The sequence below is a fragment of the Chitinophaga pinensis genome (genome assembly GCF_007896845.1).
Classification (GTDB): Bacteria; Bacteroidota; Bacteroidia; order Chitinophagales; family Chitinophagaceae; genus Chitinophaga; species Chitinophaga pinensis_C.
Map to the genome: position 1 here is coordinate 1 of NZ_VOHS01000096.1, position 22,330 is coordinate 22,330.

Below are 22,330 nucleotides of genomic sequence, written 5' to 3' on the forward strand. Positions count from 1 at the left end.
GTGCGGATAAAATTCTTTTCAGAAATGGTTCGGTAGAGTTTACTACCGCTGAAGACAGATTGGATTATCCTGGTATTCCCGGTACCCGTTTGAGAATAACCGGTTTTAATGTTTTGATAGCAAAAGGAATCTGATACAGACGATATCATTTCTCAATAACAGTTATTTTGAGAGGACTGCGTGGGGAAAATCAATCATTAACGTAGATATTCTGAGGTGAAGAAGAAAAGTATGAAGCTGGATGGCGTCGCTTTTTACGATAAAAAGGGAATGTTCATTAATGATTCAAATTTCAATACGATCCGACCACCGCTGCCTCCGCGAAATACAACTCCGCAGGATTTCTGGGGATACTACAACGGCAAAACTAGTGAAAGCTTAATTCCCAAATATTTTATACTAAATCCTGGGATGGCTCTCCTGTATATGTGGGTTCGAATCGTGATGCTGATTTCAATTATTGAAGGCCGGTAGCCTGAAGAAAATTATATATCCAACCGGAGGGTATACTGTCTATGATTTTGAACCTAATTATTACCTTAACAGGCAGCAGCAGGAGAATAAAGTGGAGCGAACGAAATCAATCAGTTTGTTTGCAGTGAACCGTTTACCTAGTTGCGATCTGGTTGATTTTCTCAATGGTGTACCTGCCAATAATTCATTGGAATTTACTGTCAGTGAAGATCTGGGATCAACAGTGACAAGTGCTAATCTGACAGTGACATTCAGTGGCTATAAATATACACAGAACGCACAGTCCATGACTTACAAGATAACAAATCTGTCAAGTAATTCATCCTACAACTTTGAGCAGTCGCCAAGTGAAAAAGGGCAGCGAAAACAGTTAATCAGGTTATTACAATTCATGCCGGGGATAGGATCAGACTGGAAGCAAGGACTAATGGTGTGACAGAATCAGATTTCAGTATATGCAATAGCCCTTATATAGAATCTTTGTTGACATACAAATACTGGGAGACTTCAACAATAGACAATGTACAGCCAATGCAAGCGGGAGGTTTGAGGGCAAAAACAATCTCGAACTACGGATCCAATGATTCGCTTATTACGAGAAAGGTATACGAGTATGGTGATACGAGATATAATGTCGGCGTTGGTGAACTTATTACAGCGCCTGGAAAGAATTTTTATCGTTATCCCAAATTGTATACTGGTAATAATATGGTTTCTGATCTGGTGAAAATGTTGTGGTTTACTTCAGATAGTCAGGTTGAGCTTGGTTACAACAAAGGTTGTCCGGTGAACTATACAAAAGTAGTGGAGAAACTTATTGCACCAGACGGTAAGCCGAATGGTAAAACAGAGTATTATTATAATCGCGCAGTTGGAGACTATGAACCTAAGTCAGGCTGGAAGTATCCATACAATACCATTGTTTATCCGTCATGGCGCAGCAACGAGCTGTTGAGTGTGAGGAATTACAAATATGAAAATAACAACTTTTTGCCTGTCAGCGCAACGGAGTATGAGTATAGCGAATTACCGGTTAATAAAGTTAAGATCTTAAAATTAGTAGAATACGAGCCTGATTTATATTATGCTTTTAGTGGGGTTAATTTTGTTAATAATCCCGAACGTTTCTATTACTATAACTATTATATATCCTGTGGGAAAGTGTTGAAGAGAAGAGATCTCTAAACAGTATGTAGGTACTGACTCAATGGTTATTGAGACCAACTATGAGTATAATAAATATCATGACGTCAATCGTGTACTGTCTGTAAACAGCAAACAGGAATCTACAGAAACAATAACGAAGTATACAGGTGATATCAATTACAATAACCTCATGCAAAAAAACATCTATGCTTTACCTGTTCAACAGGAACGTAGAGTAAATGGGAAAGTGACATTTGGTAATATATTAACCTATAATGATGCAGGAAACGTGGATGGTCGTGCTGTATTTTATTCAGCTACTCCGGTAACTCCTGTTGCATATACTTCGTACACAGTACTACCTGCGCAGTATAAAAAAATGCAATCATTAGTATACAACTCCACCACGCAGAATGTGCAGGAAATAGTAGACGAAAGTTCGTTTAACACAATTTATCTGTGGAGCTATGCACGTCAATTCCCTATCGCAGAGATAAAAAATGCCAGCTATGCAACTGTTTCGGCAATACTGGGCAGCGCTAATATCACAGCATTCGAGATAAAGTCTCCTACTGATGCAGAGGTGAATGCATTCCTTGCGCCATTAAGAAGTGATGCAAGATTAAAAACGGCTAATATCGTTACCTACACATATTCTCCGCTTGTAGGAATGACAAGTACAACTGATATTAAAGGATACAAGAACTATTATGAATATGATGGTTTAGGTAGGTTGAGAGCGATTAAAGATCATGATGGAGCGATTCTGAAATTGTATGAATATAAATACGGTGCTTCAATAACACAGTAATGCTACAGGTCCGATTTAGTCGTGAAGTTATCTTTTCAATTATGAAAGGAATGTCAAAGTAAACGCTGTTTATGGTGAAATAGATACCTATAAGCGTAATAGTGACGGACAATGGGTGAAGGACGGAACAACTAAAAGAACTATTGTAAATCTGGATTAAACGATGCATAAATCTATATTTATACTAATACCCTATCATATTTTGTTTGCCATATTATCCATGGGAATCGTCTTTTTTCTGGAAGGGTATGGCACAGAGCTATTTGCAGGGGCTTTTTATTTCAATATTATCTATTTATTGGGAGGTGGTATAGTGAACTATTTCGCATGCAATTTGCTGTTAAAATTTAGCCACAGAAAACGCGATTTTCATCTGGTATATTTGGTAGCATTATTAATAGTAATGAACGCAATTACTTTTCTCTTGGATCAGCTTCTTGTAACATGGGTTTTGATAAAAGAAGTTTTTTCTGTCAGGAGCAATAGTTTTTGGGTATCCTTAGGTCTCCATAGTATAATGATTGTTGCTTATTTGATAAGTATGAGAACCAATCGAAGAACTATGGATAACTACTTTGCAGGAAAAATAAGGGAGGTATAATACTGTACCTTAATTATTCAATAAGCCCACCTTCGTCACAAGAAGGAATGGTTATATTTATCATATGAAATAAAGATTTACGCAGGCAGGCCATAGTGTCTGCCTGTACTTTTGAAAGCAAGCGCTACCTATTGAAATGTTCCTTAAGATTCACTGACTCTCTTTATATTGGTAGACGGTCCGGATGGCACACGCTCAATATTGATTGTCCCGTTTTCGATTTTCGTTTCAATTTCAAAACCGTTTTCCCATCGATATTGAATGCCTGTTTCTGCTGTATACGGAGGTATATCTAATTTTATTTCCATCGGATAAAGTTAAGGCCTTGATGGTAATTACCCCTGAAATGGAAAAGGGAACATCTTTCGATATTCCCCTTGACTACCGGTTTTTCTTCGCCGGTTATGAGTTTCCACATTATCCATCGGTTTGCCTTTAGGGCACTGATTATAGGAATCGTGTATTACTGCTTTTCGAAATTGTAAACCAACCTTTGTGTAGTGCCGGGCGTTACCAGCCGGCCTGTAAAAGAAGTTGAATCAGCACTGTAGAAGTATTGAAACTCCGGACTTTGTTCTGACCCGGAGACATATCTGGTAATACATTTTGGCACCAATACTAACTTTGTAAGAGCAGATGAAGGAGGGTTTATGGGTGTCAATGCGATGGTAAAGGGACCGAGGTTCGGGATAAAGGCGGAAATCCACAAATATCTGTAAGCAGGTTGGTCCATGTCATTTGTAGTAAATGTCAGTTCACCTGAAAAATTCAAATTGACCATATCTTCGGAGGTGTATGTCTGTAATTTCTCAGGGACCATTTTTTGCGGATCTGCGTACACAAACTTTTGAAGGGTCAGATACCATCCCCTTTTTTCCCATATTTCCGTTAATTGATTGGTGGTCGAATACACAAGTGAATCGAGCACATAGACATCACCATCCTTTATCCGGCTATAATATGGATTCTCTTCATTGATAACATCCTGGTACGGCACTTCGTAACTCTCCAGCGGTTTTTTATAAATGACCTTCTCGCATCGTTTATCCGGGCGGTACAGAAAAATTGCTGAGGATCCTATGTAAGCTCCATTAGCATCTGTTCTTAAAAAGATAACATGATGAATGGTGTCGTTCTCATAATGTACCGAAAAATCTGTGTCGGGAGAGGTCAGGGTCCATGTTTTTAACCGCCGGTTATCGTCATATGCAAGTTTTACATTTCTGGTGGTAGAAATGAAGTCACCGTAGGCAGTAGTCATCACCCAATCTTTCATTTTCGGCGGTGTATCAACAGGTCCCGGGGGCGGCGTAGTTGGTGGAGGTGTGGGAGGTGTAGGAGGAGTGACCTCATTCGGACTACAGGACCACATTGCTGACATCAGGGCTAAAGACCAGCATAGATTTCGCATAGATAAAGGGTATTTTAAACGATGTAAAAGGGATTCGCTTCATTGCCGGCCGGTTAACTGCTGTTGGATTGGCAAGAACGCTTTGCAAAAATAAGGAATTCCCACAGGTGTGCAATTACATGGGGCATGGACAGTATAGGCTTTAACCGCCTACGCCGAAAAACAACAACTTCAATTCTTACTCTTCCCTGAAGGAATGTCCTACCACCGGAAAAACGACCGGTGTCGAACCACATGCGTAAATGAAGTCTTCCGCTCTATCGCCCAACTCCCCCGCGAATTACCACAAAAGAAAAACGGCAACCATACTTTCGTATCGTTGCCGTCATCTCTGGTACCGCGTACGGGAGTCGAACCCGTCATTCCTCCGTGAAAGGGAGGCGTCTTAGCCGATTGACCAACGCGGCTGATCTTTTCGCCTCAGACATGATCACCATGTTTAGAGGACTGCAAAGGTAAGCGGTATTTTCATATTTCCAAAAAAAAGTTGCTTAACTTAAATTTATATTGCTTTATCCCGCTATAGCTTGTAAATTCGCTACTCAATTTTTTTCAATCTCAACAAACTCAGTGTAAAATGGGAACTACTCTTAAAATCGGTATTAATGGTTTCGGTCGTATCGGCCGCTTAGTATACCGTCAGATCTACAAGATGCCAGGCATAGACGTGGTAGCTATTAATGACCTTACAAGTCCCGCTGTATTAGCTCATCTGTTGAAGTACGATTCTGCACAGGGTCGTTTCGATTCAGAAGTTAAGCATTCTGATAACGCCATCACCGTTGACGGTAATGAGGTAAAAATATACGCACAGAGAGATCCTTCACAAATTCCCTGGAAAGAGCATGGTATTGATGTGGTGATTGAATCTACAGGTTTCTTTGCAGATAAAGATAAAGCAGCCGCTCACCTGACTGCAGGCGCAAAAAGAGTTGTAATCTCTGCTCCTGCTACCGGCGACCTGAAAACAGTAGTTTTCAACGTAAACCATGATATCCTGGATGGTAGCGAAACTATCATCTCCTGCGCTTCATGTACTACTAACTGTCTGGCGCCAATGGCGAAAGTTCTGGATGATTCCTTCGGTATCGAACTGGGTACTATGACCACCATCCACGCTTACACCAACGACCAGAACACCCTGGACGCTCCGCATCCAAAAGGTGACCTGCGCCGTGCACGTGCTGCTGCAGCTAACATCGTTCCAAACAGCACCGGTGCTGCTAAAGCAATCGGTCTGGTACTGCCTTCCCTGAAAGGTAAACTGGATGGTAACGCACAGCGTGTTCCAACCATCACTGGTTCCCTGACTGAACTGGTTTCCGTGCTGAAGAAGAAAGTAACTGCTGAAGAAATCAACGCCGCAATGAAAGCTGCTGCAAACGAATCTTTCGGTTATACTGAAGACGAAATCGTAAGCACTGACATCGTTGGTATCAACTACGGTTCACTGTATGATGCTACCCAGACTAAAGTTATCACTGTTGGCGATAAACAACTGGTGAAAACTGTATCCTGGTACGATAACGAAATGAGCTATGTTTCTCAGCTCGTTCGTACAGTGAAATACTTCGCTGGTCTGATCAACAAATAAGCTATAAACGCTATATCTGTAAATGGTGAATGGTAAATGGTACTCACAGAGACCATTCACTGTTCACCATTTACCTTTTACTCTCAGTATACTTCTCCACTTTTAAATAATTGCATAATGAGTCAATTCTCCGACTTTAACTTTAGTGGCCATAAAGCTGTGGTACGCGTAGATTTTAACGTGCCACTCAATGATAAATTTGAGATCACAGATGATACGCGTATGACCGCCGCTGTTCCAACCATCAAGAAAATTCTGAAAGATGGTGGTAGCGTAATCCTGATGTCTCACCTCGGTCGCCCGAAAGACGGTCCGACCGACAAATACTCCCTGAAACACCTGGTATACCACCTGGTAAAATTACTGGATGGCGCTACCGTAAAATTCGCGGAAGATTGCATCGGTCCCGTAGCAGAAGAAGCAGCTGCTAAACTGCAGGCCGGAGAAGTGCTCCTGCTCGAAAACCTGCGCTTCCATAAAGAAGAAGAAAAAGGGGATAAAGCCTTCGCTGAAAAATTATCAAAACTGGGTGACGTATATGTGAACGATGCCTTCGGTACCGCTCACCGTGCACACGCTTCTACAGCGGTAATCGCTGAATTCTATGCTGCTGACAAACGTATGTTCGGTCTGCTCATGGAAGCTGAAGTAAGCAACGGCGAAAAAGTACTGAACGCTGCTGCTACACCTTTCACCGCTATCCTCGGTGGTGCTAAAGTAAGTGACAAGATCCTGATCATCGAAAACCTGATGGAAAAAGCAAATAACATCATCATCGGTGGTGGTATGGCTTATACCTTCCTGAAAGCATTAGGTAAAGAAATCGGTAGCTCCCTCTGCGAAAATGATAAACTGGACCTGGCACTCGAACTGCTGGCTAAAGCCAAAGCAAAAGGTGTTCAGCTGATCCTGCCTGTTGACTCAGTAGCTGCTGATAAGTTTGCCGCTGATGCCAACACCCAGCTCGTTAGCAATGACAATATCCCAGCTGGTTGGATGGGTCTGGATATCGGAGAAAAATCCGTTGCCCTGTTCAGCGAAACAATCCAACAGTCCAAAACCATCCTGTGGAACGGTCCAATGGGCGTATTCGAAATGAAAGCTTTCCAGAACGGTACCAAAGCCGTTGCTGACGCTATCGTATTAGCTACTGCACAGGGTGCATTCTCCCTCGTAGGTGGTGGTGACTCCGTAGCTGCAGTAAACCAATTCGGTCTCGCTGAAAAAGTAAGCTACGTATCTACCGGCGGTGGTGCACTGCTGGAATTCTTCGAAGGTAAAACCCTTCCAGGTATCGCTGCTATTAAAGGCTAAGCAATACCCGCACACTATATTAAAAGACGCTTGGCGTTGCATACCTCCCGTATGCTGCGTTAAGCGTTTTTTTGTATCTTGACTGTATGAGTAAACTGTTCCGCCATCTCTATTTCCAGGTTATTGTAGCTATCTTCCTTGGTATTATCACTGGCGCCCTATTCCCCTCTGCCGCTGCTACCGGTAAAATGATGAGCGAGATTTTCATTAATCTGATTAAAATGCTCATCGCCCCGATCATCTTTCTGACTATCGTACTCGGTATCGCCCGTATGGGAGATATGAAAAAGGTCGGCCGTGTAGGTGGAAAAGCCCTGCTCTATTTCGAACTGGTGACCACACTGGCTATTGTCATCGGATTAATCATCGCCAATATCCTGCAACCGGGTACCGGCATGCAACCCCGTAATGTGAATGCAGAACAGGTGGCTAAATATCAGGAACAAGCCACCCATTTCAGCTGGTCGGAATTTCTCATGCACATCGTACCCTCCAATGTGGTAGACTCCTTCGCTAAAGGAGATATCATTCAGGTGCTGGTCTTCGCGATTCTCTTCGGCTACGGACTGACCAAAATGAAAAGTGTGGGAGACTCGCTGTTGCTGACCTTTGAAAAACTGTCTGAAGTCTTCTTTAATATACTCAAATTTATCATGAAACTGGCCCCCATCGGAGCCTTTGGGGGAATGGTCTTCACCGTAGGAAGCTTTGGTCTGAGCGCTTTGTATCCCATGCTGAAACTGATGGGATGCGTATATCTGACCATGTTCCTCTTCATCTTTGTAATACTCGGACTGATCGCTTATAAATATGAGTTCAGCCTCTGGAAATATCTGGTATTCATCCGGAACGAACTCCTGATCGTATTAGGTACTTCCTCTTCAGAATCAGCATTACCGGGATTAATGGATAAACTGGAAAGACTTGGATGTGCCAGACAGGTAGTCGGGCTCGTTGTGCCAGCTGGTTATTCCTTCAACCTTGATGGTACCAGTATCTATCTTTCTATGGCCATGATATTTCTGGCTCAGGTTTCTAAAGTACCTTTAGATATCTGGCAGCAGCTGACGATCATCGGCATATTGATGATCACCTCAAAAGGAGCCGCTGGTATTACCGGCAGCGGATTCATCGTACTGACGTCTACCCTGACAGCCATAAAAGTGATACCCCTCGAAGGGCTCGGTATCCTGATAGGGGTGGACCGCTTTATGTCTGAAGCCCGTGCCATCACAAATCTTATCGGGAATGGCGTAGCGACGATTGTTATGGCAAAAAGCGAAGATGCATTTGACATGGAAAAATATATAGCAGCTACCGGTAAGAAGCAAACAACCATTTAACGCCTTCACCACTTGACGAAGCTGTACTTATCGAAATATCTGTGTGTTTCAGCCATATTGATCTGGCTGATGATATGGCCTTGTGCTCAAGGTCGCGCGCAAGGATCCTCCTATACATTCTCTCACCTTGACAGAACCGACGGACTGGCCAGCAATCATGTGTCTGCCATCATGCAGGATAGTAAAGGCTTTATCTGGATCGCCAGTACTGCCCTGCAACGTTATGACGGGATCAATCTCGTCACCATCGCCAGTTTTGATAAAGTACCGGGTTCTATCTATTATGATGATATCTGCCTCTGCGAAGACAATAAAGGCCGCATCTGGATGGGAGCGCCCGATAATATCCGCTATTACGATCCGGCTACCGCCACCGTCTCTGTATTAAAGATCGATATCCCACCTTCCATACATGGTAGCCTCAGTTGCAGCCGCATCATACAGGACCACGCAGGGGTAATATGGGCGACCACCCAGGAAGGATTATTACAATATGATGATGTGCATAACCGCTTTGTAAAGCCTGCCAATATTCCCGAAACAATCAGACGGGACCTTTACAGTACCATCGTAGAAGATAAAAAAGGTAACCTCTGGATCAGCGGTCGCAGAGGTGTCTATAAATTCGACCCCTCCCGCAGACACCTGTATCACTCCGAAAATAATCCTGAACATGACCCGCTACTGGCCATCAGAAGCAGTGTGAAACGCTTCTATATAGACCGGCAGCAACGCATATGGGTCGCTGCAAGGGGAGGAGACTCCCTCTATCAATATTATCCGGATACACGGGAATTACATGCCTTCTCCTTTTCCCTGCCGTTTTCGAACGGGAACATGGTCACAGATATCATCGCAGACCGTGATCTGAATATCTGGGTCGCTACAGAAAATGGCGGGATCTTCCGCTTTAATGAACGTGCCGGTAAGTTTGATATCAATATCCGGGCGAATAATGAAGACGATCAGGATCTGCACTATGATTTTGAGGTGAACTGCTTCCTGAGTGACCGTAATGGCCGGCTATGGGTAGGAACCGATCTCGGCGTGAATATCCTGAGCATACCGGATAACTCCTTCCGGATCATGGATCACCGTACCGTCTTCAAAGGCACAGAAGACCGTCTGCCCAAAACAGAAGTAACTGGTCTTTTTCAGGATAGCCGTGGGAATATCTATGCCGGTTATTGGGGGAGAGGCTTTTGCTGGCTGAATCCCTCTTTGGAGTTTTTAGGGCAATACCTCCACGATGCGAAGAGTGCTGCCTATCAACTGCCGGAGGAACGCAGCCTTGTATGGAGTTTTGCAGAAATGAAGAACGGAACCGTATTGATCGGACAGGAAAATGGAAACCTCTCCATCTTTGATCCAAACAAAGGTAAATTCCTGAAGCACTATCAACCGGCCGTATTCGGTGACCAGACCCTGATGACGATGCTACCGGAAGGAGATACCTCTGTATGGGTCGGTTTATATAAACGGGGCCTTGTACGCTGGGATACCCGCACCGACTCTTTTATCGCGTATCCCGCCTTACTGGAATATGTTAATCGTCCTATAACAGTGATGGACATCGCACGACGTTCTGACTCCCTGTTATGGATTTCCACCAGCGATGCGGGCCTGATCCGCTTTAATACGCATAAAGGGACGGTAAGTACATCTAAATTATTCCTCCACGATAAACTGACCGTCAGCAATATCACCTGTATAGAATTTCTGGATGACAGTACGCTGATCGCCGGTACAGATCATGGACTCTGGGTCTACAATACCTTTAGAAATATTGCCCGCCCGTTGATGATTAACGGTGCCCTGTTTGACGAGTGGGTATTGAACCTGCAGGTAAATGGTTCCGTAGGTACCTGGTTTAGCACCCAATATGGATTCTATTACTTCAATAAACAACAGGGTTCAATAGAGACATTTGTACAGAGTGGCGATATTATAGACAATAACAGAAAGGTGCGCAGAACGGTGAGTATGTTGCATGACGGGCGTTTAATGGTTGGTGCATCTGATCATTTTGTCATCTTCGATCCGGCTGCCCTGCAGGTAGCCCCTCCGCCACCTGATGTGACCATCCTCGGTTTCCGTGCAATGGACAGTGTGATCCATATAGGTGTGGAGAGAGGAAAATATGCACCGGTGACATTGACACACCGGCAGAACTTCATCAGCATAGAATTTAAAAGTCTGCTGTATCACCATGAACCGGTAGGCTATCTGTATCAGCTGGAAGGGGTGGATGAAGAATGGGTAAAGGCAGGAGGGCTGTTGGTAGCAAGATATACCAATCTTCCGCCGGGTAGTTATCTGTTCAAAGTGCGTAGTGTAGACCCTGCGGGAACTTTCTCTTCCGGTGTTACGACGATTACAGTAAATATCTTACCAGCTTTCTGGCAAACAGCCTTGTTCAGAATATGCTGTGTATTACTGATTATAGTATTGATCTACGTTTACTTCAAACTACGTGTGAATGCGGTGAAGAAAGAAGCCCGCAGACGTACAGCTATTCAACAGCAGATCGCACAGCTGGAAATGAAAGCGCTCCGCGCACAAATGAATCCTCACTTTATTTTTAATGCGCTGAACTCCATTCAGACATTCATGATGAAGCGGGAAACAGAACAGGCCTTGTCGTATCTGGGACGTTTTGCACGACTGATCAGGAATGTATTGGATAACTCACAGCTGAACAGTATCCCCATTTCCAATGAACTCCGCATGCTGGAAAACTATCTGGAACTGGAAAAACTACGTTTCGGAGATCAGTTCAGTTATAAGATTACGGTAGATGATGAATTGGATCCCGACTTTACAGATATCCCTACTATGATCTTACAGCCGTTTGTAGAAAATGCGATCTGGCATGGATTGCTGTATAAGAAAGAAGATGGCCATCTGTCTATTGCCTTCCATCAGCAGAATGGAAGTCTGTTATGTGTGATAGAAGATAATGGAGTAGGAAGGGAGAGAGCTGTTGCGCAACGCCAGCAGGGAAATGAACATCATTCCCGTGGTTTGCAGATTACCCGTGACAGACTGGCATTATACAACAGACGTTTTAATCTGGATGCCACTTTTGATATAGAAGATTTGTATGACGAAGCAGGACAACCGGGAGGCACTCGTGTCAATGTCTGGTTTCCGTTGAGTGAAGTATAAAAAAACTCCGTCAGGTATACCTGACGGAGTTGATATGAATGATTAATTGTAGCAGGTGTTACCAGTTTCCGCTGGCGCCGCCGCCACCACCGTCGCCACCACCGAAGTCAAAGCCTCCGCCGTCACTGTCTCCACCACCCCAGCCTCCGGAGCCACCTCCACCGCCAAAGCCGCCACCAAAGCCTCCCAATCCGCCTATAGGACCGATCCATCCGCCGGAGCCTCTTCTGCTGATAGTGGTACCACCACCGCCTCCGCCACCACGATTTCTCATGACAAGCAGAATGATGATGATAACAAAAATACCCATGAATAAGGCATTTTTATTACTGCTGCGGCCCGACTTCTTAGGGTCCGCTCTGAACTCGCCTGCGGCCGCCTTGATCAGTTTATCAGTCGCCTCATCAAGGCCACGGTAATACTGTTTCTCTTTAAAATTAGGCTCAATTGCTTCGTCTATAATACGATTGGCAATAGCATCCGGAATAACTCCTTCCATGCCATAACCGGTCTCTATACGGACCTTTCTGTCATCTATGGCGGCGAGTATAACGATACCATTGTTTTTCCCTTTCGTACCAATACCCCATTCACGAAGTATCTTAATTGCTACTTCGCTGCTTTCGTAATCACCGATGGTTTTCATCGTGACGATTACGATCTGTGAAGAGGTACTGTCATTATAGGCGCGGAGTTTTTGCTCCAGCATGTCGGATTCATTGCCTAACAATACGCCTGCAAAATCATTGACTGCCCGGGGAGGATTCGGTCTTGGCGGAATGTCCTGTGCCTGAACCTTCCATCCGGCGATCAATAATATAAGCAGCCATAACCAGCATATTTTCCTCATCATATTAAATTTTACAGTGTGACAGGTGAAGCCTTTTGCTTATCTGCCAATCACTATATCGTCTGGTAATTCATTTTCATCATCCCCTTCAAAAGGAAAATGTTGGCAAAGCGATTCGCCTATTTCCCTGATACATACCTCTATACCCGCAACATGTTCGTTTCTGGTGAAGTAGCTGACCAGCAGTTCTGCCTCTTTTACCCAGAATGCAGAGCCTACCTTTTCGTGTATGCCTCTGTCTCCGAGAATGGCAAACTGACGATCTTTCAAAGCGATGTACAGGATAACGCCATTTCTGCGTTTGGTTTTTTCCATGCCGAGCTGCCGGAATATTTCCTTCGCGCGTTCCATGGGACTTACATATTTACAATGGCTTTCCACATATAATCTTATCTCCCCACTCGTGAGTCTTTCCGAATCACGTATAGCCTGCACCAGTTGTTGCTTTTCAGCTTCCGTCAGAAGTTCTTTCTTTTTGAATGGGAATATGCTCATGCCGCTTGTTTTTAGAATTGCACTTTAGGAGCATTCTCAGCACCTGGCTGTGCTTCGAAATATGGTCTCTGCTGGAAACCGCCGAAACCTGCAACGATGTTATTTGGGAAAGTACGGATCGCACTGTTATATACTCTTGCCTGATCGTTGAAGTCTTTACGGGCAACAGCGATACGGTTTTCAGTACCTTCTATCTGCGCCTGCAGATCTTTGAAGTTCTGATTAGCCTGCAGGGTAGGATAGCTTTCAGATACTGCCAGTAATCTACCCAGCGCCGCGCTCAGTTGACCCTGTGCGGCCTGAAACTGTTGTACCTTTTCAGGAGTGAGATCTTCTGCTCTTACCTGTATAGACGTAGCTTTTGCACGTGCTTCTATCACCTGTGTGAGTGTTTCTTTCTCGAAATTTGCAGCACCTTTTACTGTAGCAACAAGGTTCGGAATCAGGTCAGTTCTACGTTGATACTGGCTTTGTACAGTACCCCAGGAAGTTTTCACAGCCTCGTCCAGATTCACGATCTTATTGTACTTGGATACACCACAACCGCCTAATATTACGACTACAGCTATGATAATTACGATTACGAGTGTGCTTTTTTTCATCTTATAAAAATTTAAGTTTAAACGAGGTTGTTTATAGTTTTAAAATGCAACAGTACCATATCACTTTGGTTTGTCGTAACTTAGGAATGCAGTTTGGGGGCATCCGATCGAACCTCCATGAACAGTCTGGATAGTAATAGCAAACATAGGAGCTTTTTTTTAATCTGCAAGGGTATTGAGAAATACGATAAAACGGGATTATTTCACTTTCACAGAAAAGATAGTAGCATTGTCAAAAAAATCAGGTCCCGTATCTACGTTTCTCTATAATTTTACTGGTATTTTACGATAGCAAGGGTACGGAACAGCTTGTATTTTAAGATCTTATCCATAAAATAGGTTAGTATAAACGCTTGTTTTTCAGTGTCTATCTTTCATTCGTTTGTAACGCTTTTATTTTTAATTATTTGAATCTAAGGTTGCGTCAATGAGTGCACAACACATCCATATCCTGTATATTGATGACGAGGTACATAATTTAAATGCTTTTAAGGCATCTTTCCGTAGACTTTATACAGTATTTACGGCTACTTCGGCTGAAGAAGCGGAGGAGATACTTGCCAGAGAAGCCATACAGATCATCATTTCAGATCAGCGGATGCCTAAAATTACAGGGATTGAATTTTTTGAGTCAATTCTTGACAAATATCCGGAGCCAATCCGGATGTTACTGACAGGCTACGCTGACATCAATGCCGTTATCGACGCCATTAACAAGGGACAGGTGTATAAATATTTTTCCAAACCCTGGAATGACGATGAATTGCGGCAAAACATTGATAAGGCATATGAAGTATATGCCCTTCGAAAAGAGAATAAGGAGTTGACAGCAAAGTTGCTGGACGTGAATGAGAAGCTTGAATTTCTGCTCCGGCAGAAGCTGATTTCTTAATTTTCAGCCCGGCTACCCTTTGGGTTTACTAAAGTGAACAGTGCCGTCATAAATTTTGTACTCCAGCCCTTTTTCCCAACAAAGTTCATTCAGGAAGTCCGAGACAGGTTTATCCTTGTCAAGATCCCCGGAGAAGTGTATGTCGGCAATGCCGGCGGCTGTAAAGGCCACCTTCAGTCCAAACCAGCGCTTCAGCACAGGAATGACTTCTTCCAGCGGCTTGTTGTGAAAGCGGAAAATACCATCCCGCCAGCCAAGGGTAACGTTTTCGTCAAAACGTTTTACTTTAAAACGCTCACCTGGTCTGTAAATAGCCTCGTACCCCGGCTTTAATGTTACGTCCAGACTATCGCCTACATCAGTTACCACAGTGCCTGTAACCAGTGAAGTTGTGATGGTATTACCATCATAAGAATTCACGTTGAATGCCGTACCCAATGCGATGACGGAGGTTGTACCCGTGTGCACAATAAAAGGTTGTTTTGGATTGTGTGCAACGGTGAAATAAGCCTCTCCTTCAAGGTATACTTCTCTGGTTTTACCGGGAAAGATGAAAGGAAACCGCAGTGTAGAACTGGCATTCAGGTGTACTTCTGTGCCGTCAGACAACTCAATACGGTAGTCCGTTTTGGGAGGTACGGTCAGGGTATTCCATTCAATGGTATTGCTTTGGTAAATGGTGTCGTGCGTAATACGTTTTAATGGAATGGCAGCAATACTGTCACCATGTACCACGCCTGCTGCAGGAACGGGTTCAGTAGCTGCATTGGTATGAACGCTGACGGTCGTATCTGCCGGCAGGGTATAACTAACGTCTGCTGTTTTGCGGGCCGGAGATTGTTTTGGTGTACGATGCGCCAGTACAGCGCGGTTAACCTCTGATGAAGGTTGTACTTTATAATAATGTTCAAACGCGTACCAGCTGCCCGCACATGCAGAAAGCGTCAGTAGTACTGCAGCAGCAGCGCTGTGACGTTTGATAAAACGGAATCCTCTGACGTGTAAGGGCTGAGGTGAAAGGATAGCGGCAATCTGGCACCAGTCATGCTCTACCCGCAGGTCATCAAGAAATGCACTGTCAGTATAGAGTATCGCCTGTTCCTGTTCATGCCAGCATTTACGAACCTGCTCATCGGTTTGCATGACCTTTTGCAGCAACTGATCTTCCACTTCACTTAATTCGCCAAGTTGCTTACGCAGAAGTAATGTGTATATATACTCTTGGTCGTATTTCATCGTAGTAATGAGAAGATGATTGAGGGTGATAAAGTTGTGTATTAATGTAGCCGGGTTTACGAATCTAAAAGAACAGCCAGTTGATTGGTTAACGCCTGGGGTACAAGTGCGGGGCCTGTTTTACATGGAGGGCAGGCAGCGGCCGTTGCTGCGGGCTGCTGCAGTTGCAGGCATCGCTCATATAAAAGCTGATAGAAAAATCCTCCGGGAGAATGCGCGATCTTCCTGTAGGTACGCTCTTGCCATACTTCAATAAATAACTGCTGCACGACCTCTTTTCCTCGTTCTACATTTCCCAACATCTGGCAGGCTTTGAGACAGAGGGGCTTGTAGTATCTCATAAAGAAGTATTGGTAAGCCTCAAGTCTGTTATCCTTCTTAAGCGCGGATAACATGGTGATGTCCTCGCTGGTTTGCATACGAATGGTAATTGGTTGTAGTGTGTACCGGTTTCGGCTGGTAATTTCGCCCAAAAGAATAAGAATTTAGTTAATAGGCTGTTAACGGAGGGAAAAACGGCCAGCTGAAACAGACAAATCAATATTTCCGACTTTCCCTTAAATTGCACCTTTCTAAAAGTTTAATTTACTGGAACATGCAAGTTTGGAAAGATTATCAGGTACAGAATAAAGATCGTTTCCTGGAAGAACTGCTGGAACTGCTGCGCATTCCTTCTGTTAGTGCGGATTCCCGCTTTAACCCGGATGTAAAAAACTGCGCTGAAGCTGTAAAACTGCGTTTGCAGGAAGCAGGTGCTGAAAAAGTGGAAGTATGCCCTACTGCTGGCCATCCTATCGTATACGGTGAAAAGATCATCGATCCGAAACTGCCTACGGTACTGGTATATGGTCACTATGATGTACAACCGGCCGATCCGCTGGAATTGTGGGACAGTGGTCCGTTTGAGCCTGTGATCAAAGACGAAAAGATCTATGCACGTGGCAGCGCTGACGATAAAGGTCAGTTCTACATGCATGTCAAAGCGTTCGAAACCATGTCCAAAACCAACACCCTGCCCTGCAACATCAAATTCATGATCGAAGGGGAAGAGGAAGTAGGTTCTGCCAACCTGGGTATTTTCATCAAAGAGAATAAAGAAAGACTGAAAGCAGACGTAGTGCTGATCTCCGATACAGCTATGATCAGCCTCGAAAACCCATCTCTGGATACCGGCTTACGTGGCCTGTCCTATATGGAAGTAGAGGTGACCGGTCCTAACCGCGACCTGCACAGCGGCGTGTACGGTGGTGCTGTAGCTAACCCGGCTACCATCCTGTGCAAAATGATCGCCTCCATGCACGACGAAAATAATCACATCACCATCCCCGGCTTCTATGATAAAGTACAGGATCTCAGTCAGGCTGAACGTGATGCACTGAATGCGGCCCCTTTCGATGAAGCGGAATACAAAGCTGATCTGGGCGTAGAAGACCTTTGGGGTGAAAAAGGTTATTCCACCATCGAACGTACCGGTATCCGTCCTACTCTGGAGGTAAACGGTATCTGGGGTGGATACACCGGTGAAGGTTCTAAAACCGTCCTTCCATCCAAAGCATTCGCCAAGATCTCTATGCGCCTCGTGCCTAATCAGGACTGGATCGAGATCTCTCAGCTGTTTCAGGCACACTTCGAAAAGATCGCGCCTAAGAGCGTAAAAGTAAAGGTAACGACTCACCACGGTGGCAGCCCTTACGTAACGCCAACAGATCATATCGCCTTCAAAGCTGCCAATGATGCCATTCAGGCTACCTTTGGTAAAGCGCCAATCCCGATGCGTGGCGGCGGAAGTATTCCGATCGTAGCGCTGTTCGAAAAAGAACTGGGCCTGAAAACCATCCTGATGGGCTTCGGTCTGGATAGTGATAATCTGCACTCGCCAAATGAAAAATACGGTCTGGCTAACTTCTATAAGGGTATCGAAACTATCCCTTATTTCCACAAATACTTTGCGGAACTGAGTAAATAGCCTTATCGTACTATTTTAATAAATTTGAAGGCCGGCGTGTGACATACATGCCGGCCTTATATATTATAGTAATAAGATGAAAGAAGTAGAAAAAGTAAGGCTCGATAAATATCTCTGGTCCATCAGGATCTTCAAATCCCGTTCCCTCGCCTCCGCCGGCTGTGAATCCGGTAGGGTGAAACTGAACGGTGTAACCGTAAAAGCAGCCAGAAACGTAGCCCTGAACGACGTATATGAGATCCGGACAGAAGGCCGCAAATGGGTGATCCAGGTCACCGCCCTGCTGGCCAATCGTGTACAGTACACAGAAGCAATCAAGTTCTATAACGATATCACCCCCGAGGAAGATAAAGCACAGGAACGTCAGGCTTCTGTATTCCAGACTGGTAAACGCCCCAGCAAGATTGGCCGTCCTACCAAAAAGGAACGTCGTGAACTGGACGATTTCATGGGTGGCGAGGAAGATCTCTAAAAATATCCGTTTTTCAGTAGTAAATTCGCATGCTTTTCTGGCGGCCTTTGCAAAAAATCAGCCGCCTGCATGTAAATTTTGTAAATCATTATCCATAGATGTCTAAGCAAAGCGATCTTCTCCCTGCCGAATACCTCGTAAAATTGGCTGAGGAATTTGGAACTCCGGTATATATTTATCATGCTGAAAAAATAAAGATCCAGTACGAAAAGCTGCAAACGGCTTTCCAGAAGACGGATGCTCGCTTTTTCTATGCCTGTAAAGCGCTTACCAATATCAATATCCTGAAGTATATCAACTCTCTGGGTTGCGGCCTCGATACCGTATCCATTCAGGAAGTACATCTGGGTCTGAAAGCCGGTTTCGCTCCCAACAATATCATTTTTACCCCTAACTGCGTTGACCTCGAAGAGATCATTGCTGCAAAAGAACTGGGTGTTAATATCAACATCGATAATATTTCCATTCTGGAACAGTTCGGTAACCGCTTCGGCGATTCCTATCCGATCTGTATCCGCCTGAATCCGCATATCATGGCGGGTGGAAACTATAAAATATCTACCGGTCACGTTGACAGTAAGTTCGGTATCTCCATCCACCAGCTGCGTCACATTGAACGGATCGTAAAGAGTACCAAACTGAAAGTAACCGGTCTGCACATGCATACAGGTTCCGAAATCAAAGACGTAGACGTGTTCCTGCGCGGTGTGGAAATCATGTTCGAACAGGCCGTACACTTCCCTGATCTGGAATTCATTGACCTCGGCAGCGGCTTCAAAGTAGCCTATCAGGCGGGCGATCCGGAAACAGATATCAACCTGCTGGGTAGAAAACTGTCCGACGCCTTCAATAAATTCGCCGCTACCTATAAACGTCCTTTACAGGTATGGTTTGAACCGGGTAAGTTCCTCGTAAGCCAGAGCGGTTACTTTGTGGTAAAAGCCAATGTGATCAAACAAACCACTGCCACCGTATTCGTAGGCGTAAACTCAGGCTTTAACCACCTGATCAGACCTATGTTCTACGACGCTTTCCACCTCATCAAAAACATCTCTAACCCGAAAGGAACCGAGCGGATCTATACTATCGTAGGTAATATCTGCGAAACAGATACCTTCGGATGGGATCGTAAACTGAATGAAGTGAAAGAAGGTGATTTTCTGGTATTCTATAATGCCGGCGCCTATGGTTTTGAAATGTCCTCCAACTTTAACTCCCGCCTCAAACCGGCCGAAGTGCTGGTAAAAGACGGTAAAGCGCAGCTGATCCGCAAACGGGATACCCTGGAAGATCTGCTACGTAACCAGATCGAGTTATAGTATCTAAATACTTAATACTTAAAATATTAATGCAGATTTGTATAAGCAAATCTGCATTTTTTTTGAACGGTTGTAAGCAGTTTTAACATAAATTTGCAAAATCATTTTACCAATGCCTCCTGCTTTTACCTGCCACTGTATATACTGATAGTAGACACACAATATTTTATTATCCCATTCGTCTGTTATAGTATAAGTATACGATGAGTATTTTTTACATATTTTGATTATGAAAGTTTTATCAGCTAACTCCGAGGTGTTCAGGGAAGAGGAAGTATTGATAGACAGCCATATCTCATTCGGTCCTTACGTTAAGTTTCTGAAAGAGAAGGCTGCCAGGAAATCGGACGCGCGCGCTGCCTACTATCAGCAAATAGTTAGTCAGTTTGAAGGTAACCCCGCGTTACTCGGCCCCATAGCAGGTGCAGATGACCTCTCTGCCTATCAGGAATACGTAGATCTTGCTATTTCAACTATTTTCCCTGTCACTGTTGACATGGATAAAGATATCTATGGTATCGGCGTACCCAATAAGTTTGCCATCTTCTACTACTCCGAACTGTTCAGAAAACTGTTTGCCGCCAATGGTGACAAGCTGGTGGCTGTACCGGAAGGTATGTCCGTAGAGAAAGTGAAGAAAGACAAACTGGAATGGTTGTACAAACTGATACTGGAAAAAGTATATGACTTCCCGGTAGATTACCGCAATGAGATTATACACCATGTAACATTGCCAGATAGCAATGGTCTGAAAAAGTATATCAAACTCCAGATCGATGCCCGCTTCGTTGACGTAATAGTAAAAGGAGAAGTTCCTAAACTCTCCTATGACAACGTCTGCCGTACCAAGTTCTCACTGGAAGCCCTGCAGGAAATGTTGCCACTCCGCAACTTCGCCCTCGAAGGTTTCGTGATCTGGACTATACAGGACGTTACCAAAGATGAAGTGCAGAACAGTATGAAAAACCTCATACTCGATATGCACGACGGTAACGAACAGCAGACCTATCGTCGTATGGAAGAAGAAGTGGAATCGCTCATGCAGGAGAAAGATACCAGCGTACATATCGTGCCGATCCCTAAGATCAATGGCCGTTATGTACTGGAATGTGATCTGTGCGAAAGCGGTGTAATGCTCGGTGTCATCAATAATGGTAAACAGCAGCAACAGTTATTTCAACAACTGCTGGACCATCTCACCCGTCAGAAAGAACCATTATTCATTCCTGATGTAACAGAAGCCACCCTGCTGGCTTATCCTTTCCTGCGCTACCTGCCTCTGAAAGGTATCAGAAGTTATGTCATGGCCCCCGTATGGCACGAAGGACAATTGCTCGGTATTGTCGAATTAGCCTCATCAGAACCTAACAGGATCACCGCAGAAACAATGGGTAGAGCCATGCCGGCTTATCCACTGCTGATCATGCTGCTCACAAGAGGTGTCGATATACTGAACAACCGTATCATACAGGTTATAAAAGAACAATTCACAGCCTTGCAACCTGCGGTAGAATGGAAGTTCACCGATGCCGCATGGCATTATCTCCATACGCCGAAAGAAGAAAGGAAAGACATCGGTAACATCGCCTTTGAAGATGTATATCCTTTATATGGAGCTGTAGATATCCGCAACTCTTCTACAGAACGTAGCAACGCTATTCATGAAGACCTTCGTGAACAGCTGCTGCTGATCAAGGAAACACTGGAGCATATCGGCAATGCCATCTATCTTCCTCTGCTGGAAGAACTGAAGTTCAAAAATGATGAACTGATCACTGGTATCACCAGTGGTATGCTCTCAGAAGATGAACTGAAGACCAACAACTATCTGGACGAAGAAATCGGACCACTGTTCCGCCACCTGCATGAAAGTCACCCTGAACTGCAGCCGGTACTGGAACGTTATTTCTCACTGGTAGATACCACAGAAGGACATATCCTCCACCACCGTCAGGAATATGAAGACAGCCTTGCCAGTATCAACGCAGAGATCAATAAATACCTTGATAAAGAGAAAGAAAATATTCAGCACTCATTCCCATGTTACTTTGAAAAGTATCGTACCGATGGCGTTGAATACAATATCTATATAGGTCAGTCTATCGCACATAACCGTAAGTTTGACTTACTCTATCTGCGTAATCTCCGCCTGTGGCAGATCTCTTCCATGGCTGACATCGCGAAAATGACGAATAAACTGAAAGACACCCTGAAAGTGCCTTTACAGACTACTCAGCTGATACTGGCGCACAGCAATCCCATCGATATCAGTTTCCGTCAGGATGAACGCCGCTTCGATGTGGAAGGCGCCTATAATATCCGCTACGAAATCATGAAGAAACGGATAGATAAAGTACATATCCGTCAGACAGGCAAACGCCTGACCCAACCGGGTACTATTTCCATTGTATATGCATATGCAAAGGAAATGGAAGAATACCTGAAGTATATTACCTTCCTCCAGAATAAAGGAGTGCTTTTGCCAGAGGTAGAAATGCTGGATCTGGAAGATTTACAAGGGGTTAGCGGACTGCGGGCATTACGCGTGAAAGTGAATATGGACTAATTGAGCATGTAGTTTCTATAAAGCTTAGAAGCCGTTTTGATACTTATTATCCTACGTTAATCCTACGTTC

The 22,330-nt window shown here is 44.3% G+C and carries 18 protein-coding genes and 1 tRNA gene; 12 read left to right on the forward strand and 7 right to left on the reverse strand.

The features are described 5' to 3' along the window. Positions 1-598: 598 nt before the first annotated feature. The 3 genes from FEF09_RS30330 (at position 599) to FEF09_RS30340 (ending at position 2,431) form a co-directional block, all read left to right on the forward strand. On the forward strand, positions 599-910 hold the full coding sequence (locus FEF09_RS30330) for a hypothetical protein (protein WP_146308642.1): 312 nt from the start codon (positions 599-601) through the stop codon (positions 908-910). 110 nt (positions 911-1,020) lie between these two features. Beyond that, a complete protein-coding gene (locus FEF09_RS30335; protein WP_146308644.1) occupies positions 1,021-1,659 on the forward strand; it encodes a hypothetical protein in 639 nt (212 codons plus the stop codon). Positions 1,660-1,681: 22 nt separating this feature from the next. Continuing rightward, positions 1,682-2,431 (forward strand): hypothetical protein, encoded by a 750-nt coding sequence (locus FEF09_RS30340; protein WP_146308646.1) that lies wholly within the window; start codon positions 1,682-1,684, stop codon positions 2,429-2,431. 1,064 nt (positions 2,432-3,495) lie between these two features. Here FEF09_RS30340 and FEF09_RS30345 read toward each other — a convergent pair. Together FEF09_RS30345 and FEF09_RS30350 are read right to left on the reverse strand one after the other, a co-directional pair. Further along, positions 3,496-4,443, reverse strand: coding sequence for a hypothetical protein (locus FEF09_RS30345; protein ID WP_146308648.1), 948 nt, complete (start codon positions 4,441-4,443; stop codon positions 3,496-3,498). A 332-nt stretch (positions 4,444-4,775) separates the two neighbouring features. After that, a tRNA-Glu gene (locus FEF09_RS30350) sits at positions 4,776-4,850 on the reverse strand. Between the two features lie 170 nt (positions 4,851-5,020). Here FEF09_RS30350 and gap point away from each other — a divergent pair. From gap to FEF09_RS30370, 4 genes are all read left to right on the forward strand, one after another. Then, on the forward strand, positions 5,021-6,037 hold the full coding sequence (gene gap, locus FEF09_RS30355; protein ID WP_012789070.1) for a type I glyceraldehyde-3-phosphate dehydrogenase: 1,017 nt from the start codon (positions 5,021-5,023) through the stop codon (positions 6,035-6,037). A 117-nt stretch (positions 6,038-6,154) separates the two neighbouring features. Then, positions 6,155-7,351 carry a phosphoglycerate kinase gene (locus FEF09_RS30360; RefSeq protein ID WP_146308650.1) on the forward strand — a complete coding sequence of 399 codons (1,197 nt, stop codon included), beginning with the start codon at positions 6,155-6,157 and terminating at the stop codon, positions 7,349-7,351. 86 nt (positions 7,352-7,437) lie between these two features. Continuing rightward, entirely contained in the window at positions 7,438-8,694 is a 1,257-nt protein-coding gene (gene dctA / locus FEF09_RS30365; protein WP_146308652.1) for a C4-dicarboxylate transporter DctA, read from the forward strand. A 69-nt stretch (positions 8,695-8,763) separates the two neighbouring features. Next, positions 8,764-11,862, forward strand: a complete 3,099-nt coding sequence (locus FEF09_RS30370; protein WP_146308654.1) for a two-component regulator propeller domain-containing protein — start codon at positions 8,764-8,766, stop codon at positions 11,860-11,862. A 58-nt stretch (positions 11,863-11,920) separates the two neighbouring features. On the opposite strand, the gene FEF09_RS30375 is transcribed toward FEF09_RS30370, so the two are convergent. From FEF09_RS30375 to FEF09_RS30385, 3 genes are read right to left on the reverse strand one after another with little or no spacing between them, the layout of a single operon-like run. Beyond that, positions 11,921-12,715 (reverse strand): TPM domain-containing protein, encoded by a 795-nt coding sequence (locus tag FEF09_RS30375; RefSeq protein ID WP_146308656.1) that lies wholly within the window; start codon positions 12,713-12,715, stop codon positions 11,921-11,923. 36 nt (positions 12,716-12,751) lie between these two features. Continuing rightward, on the reverse strand, positions 12,752-13,207 hold the full coding sequence (locus tag FEF09_RS30380; protein ID WP_146308658.1) for a TPM domain-containing protein: 456 nt from the start codon (positions 13,205-13,207) through the stop codon (positions 12,752-12,754). Between the two features lie 11 nt (positions 13,208-13,218). Then, entirely contained in the window at positions 13,219-13,809 is a 591-nt protein-coding gene (locus FEF09_RS30385) for a LemA family protein (protein WP_146308660.1), read from the reverse strand. A gap of 427 nt (positions 13,810-14,236) precedes the next feature. Between FEF09_RS30385 and FEF09_RS30390 the strand changes: the two genes are divergently transcribed. Then, the gene (locus tag FEF09_RS30390) at positions 14,237-14,701 is read left to right on the forward strand and encodes a response regulator (RefSeq protein WP_146308662.1); all 465 of its coding nucleotides are present in this window, start codon (positions 14,237-14,239) and stop codon (positions 14,699-14,701) included. 12 nt (positions 14,702-14,713) lie between these two features. Here FEF09_RS30390 and FEF09_RS30395 read toward each other — a convergent pair whose 3' ends face one another. Together FEF09_RS30395 and FEF09_RS30400 are read right to left on the reverse strand one after the other, a co-directional pair. Beyond that, positions 14,714-15,937: a FecR family protein gene (locus FEF09_RS30395; protein ID WP_146308664.1), complete on the reverse strand. Its 1,224-nt coding sequence runs from the start codon at positions 15,935-15,937 to the stop codon at positions 14,714-14,716. Between the two features lie 56 nt (positions 15,938-15,993). Beyond that, positions 15,994-16,356: a hypothetical protein gene (locus FEF09_RS30400; RefSeq protein ID WP_012789079.1), complete on the reverse strand. Its 363-nt coding sequence runs from the start codon at positions 16,354-16,356 to the stop codon at positions 15,994-15,996. A gap of 176 nt (positions 16,357-16,532) precedes the next feature. Between FEF09_RS30400 and FEF09_RS30405 the strand changes: the two genes are divergently transcribed. From FEF09_RS30405 to FEF09_RS30420, 4 genes are all read left to right on the forward strand, one after another. Continuing rightward, positions 16,533-17,903, forward strand: coding sequence for a dipeptidase (locus tag FEF09_RS30405; protein WP_146308666.1), 1,371 nt, complete (start codon positions 16,533-16,535; stop codon positions 17,901-17,903). Positions 17,904-17,979: 76 nt separating this feature from the next. After that, entirely contained in the window at positions 17,980-18,375 is a 396-nt protein-coding gene (locus FEF09_RS30410; RefSeq protein WP_146308668.1) for an RNA-binding S4 domain-containing protein, read from the forward strand. Between the two features lie 98 nt (positions 18,376-18,473). Next, positions 18,474-19,694: a diaminopimelate decarboxylase gene (gene lysA / locus FEF09_RS30415; protein ID WP_146308670.1), complete on the forward strand. Its 1,221-nt coding sequence runs from the start codon at positions 18,474-18,476 to the stop codon at positions 19,692-19,694. 229 nt (positions 19,695-19,923) lie between these two features. Then, positions 19,924-22,260: a GAF domain-containing protein gene (locus FEF09_RS30420; RefSeq protein WP_146308672.1), complete on the forward strand. Its 2,337-nt coding sequence runs from the start codon at positions 19,924-19,926 to the stop codon at positions 22,258-22,260. Positions 22,261-22,330: the final 70 nt, after the last annotated feature.

Coding starts and splice junctions, on each gene's coding strand:
- FEF09_RS30340 (WP_146308646.1), top strand. CDS start 1,682: ATGGTTATTGAGACCAACTATGAGTATAATAAATATCATGACGTCAAT.
- FEF09_RS30345 (WP_146308648.1), bottom strand. CDS start 4,443: ATGCGAAATCTATGCTGGTCTTTAGCCCTGATGTCAGCAATGTGGTCC.
- gap (WP_012789070.1), top strand. CDS start 5,021: ATGGGAACTACTCTTAAAATCGGTATTAATGGTTTCGGTCGTATCGGC.
- FEF09_RS30360 (WP_146308650.1), top strand. CDS start 6,155: ATGAGTCAATTCTCCGACTTTAACTTTAGTGGCCATAAAGCTGTGGTA.
- dctA (WP_146308652.1), top strand. CDS start 7,438: ATGAGTAAACTGTTCCGCCATCTCTATTTCCAGGTTATTGTAGCTATC.
- FEF09_RS30370 (WP_146308654.1), top strand. CDS start 8,764: ATGATATGGCCTTGTGCTCAAGGTCGCGCGCAAGGATCCTCCTATACA.
- FEF09_RS30375 (WP_146308656.1), bottom strand. CDS start 12,715: ATGATGAGGAAAATATGCTGGTTATGGCTGCTTATATTATTGATCGCC.
- FEF09_RS30380 (WP_146308658.1), bottom strand. CDS start 13,207: ATGAGCATATTCCCATTCAAAAAGAAAGAACTTCTGACGGAAGCTGAA.
- FEF09_RS30385 (WP_146308660.1), bottom strand. CDS start 13,809: ATGAAAAAAAGCACACTCGTAATCGTAATTATCATAGCTGTAGTCGTA.
- FEF09_RS30390 (WP_146308662.1), top strand. CDS start 14,237: ATGAGTGCACAACACATCCATATCCTGTATATTGATGACGAGGTACAT.
- FEF09_RS30395 (WP_146308664.1), bottom strand. CDS start 15,937: ATGAAATACGACCAAGAGTATATATACACATTACTTCTGCGTAAGCAA.
- FEF09_RS30400 (WP_012789079.1), bottom strand. CDS start 16,356: ATGCAAACCAGCGAGGACATCACCATGTTATCCGCGCTTAAGAAGGAT.
- FEF09_RS30405 (WP_146308666.1), top strand. CDS start 16,533: ATGCAAGTTTGGAAAGATTATCAGGTACAGAATAAAGATCGTTTCCTG.
- FEF09_RS30410 (WP_146308668.1), top strand. CDS start 17,980: ATGAAAGAAGTAGAAAAAGTAAGGCTCGATAAATATCTCTGGTCCATC.
- lysA (WP_146308670.1), top strand. CDS start 18,474: ATGTCTAAGCAAAGCGATCTTCTCCCTGCCGAATACCTCGTAAAATTG.
- FEF09_RS30420 (WP_146308672.1), top strand. CDS start 19,924: ATGAAAGTTTTATCAGCTAACTCCGAGGTGTTCAGGGAAGAGGAAGTA.